Consider the following 2,567-nt stretch of genomic DNA (forward strand, 5'->3'; position numbering starts at 1 on the left):
CCCCTGGCGTCGTAATAGATATCGATATTGCCTTCCTGGGCCAGCATCAGCACGCCGCGTTCAGCCGGGCGCACGCCTTGCGGGCCATCCGCGCTCGGCGCGGCGAACGCGCCGGAAGACGCCAGCCCGGCCGCGAGTGCCGATAGGGAAAAGATCAAGCGCAGCATGGGGGTCAAGCTCTCCGGTCGACTCTGGCTTCTGACGGGCGAATCTTCGCCAGCAAACCAGTTACCCAAGTTAAGGTTCCAACATGAACCGGGCATGAAGATGGCGGATTTCAAGTGCCTTGAGGAACATCAGCCAGTTTGCGCGAGCCCCAATTGCTTGCGTGCCTGTGTGGTCAGCTTCAGCACGACCAGGCGGTGGCTTTCGCGCAGATAGTCCTTGAGCGCCGCATCATCCATGCTTTGGCTTGTCTGACGCTGGATCCATTTCATGCCGCGCGAAGCGAGATAGGGCGCCGGCCGGCAGCCCGGCTGATCCTTTAGCACGTCATAGGCCATCTCGGAACATTTGAAGGTGACGAAAAGCTCGCCGCCGTCGTTCCAGCCGCCGATGGCGAACACCTTGCCGCCGACCTTCCAGACATGGGCGCCGCCCCATTGGACGATATGCGTCGTGGCGGGCAATGAAGCGCAAAAGCCGTTGTAATCGTCGAGCTTCATCGAGTCCTTCCCGGTTATCCGAATCGGCAGCCGATTATGCGCAGTCACCGGGAATAACAAAGCGCGCCGCACCGGTGCGACGCGCTTCGCGTTCATTCAAGCTCGACCCGGATCAGGCGGCGGCTTCCGTCGCCACCACGGTCGGCTTCGAGCGGAAGTTCAGCCGATCGGAACCCGCCGTGACCTTGACGGTCGAACCGTCGAGGATCTCACCGAGCAGGATCTTCTCCGCCAGCGGATCCTGCAGTTCCTTCTGCATCACCCGCTTCAGCGGCCTGGCGCCATAGGCCGGGTCGTAGCCTTTCGAGGCCAGCCACTCGATCGCGTCGTGATCGAGCGACAGCGTGATCTTGCGGTCGACGAGCAGGTTCTCCAACCGCTTGAGCTGGATCTCGACGATGCGGTCCATGTCCTGCCGGCGCAGCCGGTGGAACAGGATCACCTCGTCGACGCGGTTGAGGAACTCGGGCCGGAACGAGGCTTTCACCACGCCCATCACCTCGTCGCGCACGGCATCGACATCCTGGTCGTCGCTGAGGCTGACCAGGTATTCGGCGCCGAGGTTCGACGTCATGATGATCAGCGTGTTGCGGAAGTCGACCGTGCGGCCCTGGCCGTCGGTCAGCCGGCCGTCATCGAGCACCTGCAGGAGCACGTTGAACACGTCCGGATGCGCCTTCTCGATCTCGTCGAACAGCACCACTTGGTAAGGCCGGCGCCGCACCGCTTCGGTCAGCGCGCCGCCTTCCTCATAGCCGACATAGCCGGGAGGCGCGCCGATCAGCCGGGCGACGGAATGCTTCTCCATGAACTCCGACATGTCGATGCGCACCAGCGCCGTCTCGTCGTCGAACAGGAAGCTGGCCAGCGCCTTGGTGAGCTCGGTCTTGCCGACGCCGGTGGGCCCGAGGAACATGAACGAGCCGATCGGCCGGTTTGGATCCTGCAGGCCGGCGCGGGCGCGCCGAACAGCCTTGGACACCGCCTGCACGGCCTCGCCCTGGCCGACGACCCGCTTGCCGATCTCGTCTTCCATGCGCAGCAGCTTCTCGCGCTGCCCTTCGAGCATCTTGTCGACCGGAATGCCGGTCCAGCGCGACACGACATGCGCGACGTGGTCAGGGGTGACCACCTCTTCCACCATGCCGGTCTTGCCGTCCTGGGCCTCGGCTTCCTTGAGCTTCTTCTCCAGTTCCGGGATCTTGCCATAGGCAAGCTCGCCGGCGCGCTGGAACTCGCCCTTGCGCTGCGCGATCGCCAGTTCGTTGCGCATCTCGTCGAGCTGCTTCTTCAGGTCGGCAGCGAGGCCGAGCTTCTGCTTTTCGGCCTGCCACTTCGTGGTCAGCGCGGTCGATTCCTCCTCGAGGCCGGCGAGTTCCTTCTCCAGCCGGGCAAGCCGGTCCTTCGAAGCCTCGTCCTTCTCGACCTTCAGCGCCTCGCGCTCGATCTTCAGTTGCATGATGCGGCGGTCGACCTCGTCCAGCGCCTCGGGCTTGGAATCGACCTGCATGCGCAGCCGCGACGCCGCCTCGTCTACCAGGTCGATCGCCTTGTCCGGCAGGAAGCGGTCGGCGATATAGCGGTTGGAAAGCGTCGCTGCCGACACCAGTGCGGAATCGGAAATGCGCACCTTGTGGTGCTGCTCGTATTTCTCCTTCAGGCCGCGCAGGATCGAGACCGTGTCCTCCACCGTCGGCTCGTCGACGAAGACGGGCTGGAACCGGCGGGCAAGGGCGGCGTCCTTCTCGACATGCTTGCGGTACTCGTCGAGCGGGGTCGCGCCGACGCAGTGCAGTTCGCCGCGCGCCAGCGCGGGCTTCAACAGGTTGGACGCGTCCATAGCACCGTCGGCCTTGCCGGCGCCGACCAGCGTGTGCATCTCGTCGATGAACAGGATGATGT

The 2,567-nt window shown here is 64.2% G+C and carries 2 protein-coding genes; both read right to left on the reverse strand.

Going from position 1 to position 2,567, the window contains the following annotated elements:
- Positions 1 to 296: 296 nt before the first annotated feature.
- Complete coding sequence (locus EOA24_RS34010) at positions 297 to 665, reverse strand: MmcQ/YjbR family DNA-binding protein (protein WP_126081092.1); 369 nt, start codon at positions 663 to 665, stop codon at positions 297 to 299.
- Between the two features lie 112 nt (positions 666 to 777).
- The coding region (locus EOA24_RS34015; RefSeq protein WP_127410592.1) for an AAA family ATPase at positions 778 to 2,567 on the reverse strand (1,790 nt) is incomplete at its 5' end.

Origin of the sequence: Mesorhizobium sp. M2A.F.Ca.ET.039.01.1.1 (assembly GCF_003998035.1) — a bacterium.
GTDB lineage: Bacteria > Pseudomonadota > Alphaproteobacteria > Rhizobiales > Rhizobiaceae > Mesorhizobium.

Coding starts and splice junctions, on each gene's coding strand:
- EOA24_RS34010 (WP_126081092.1), bottom strand. CDS start 665: ATGAAGCTCGACGATTACAACGGCTTTTGCGCTTCATTGCCCGCCACG.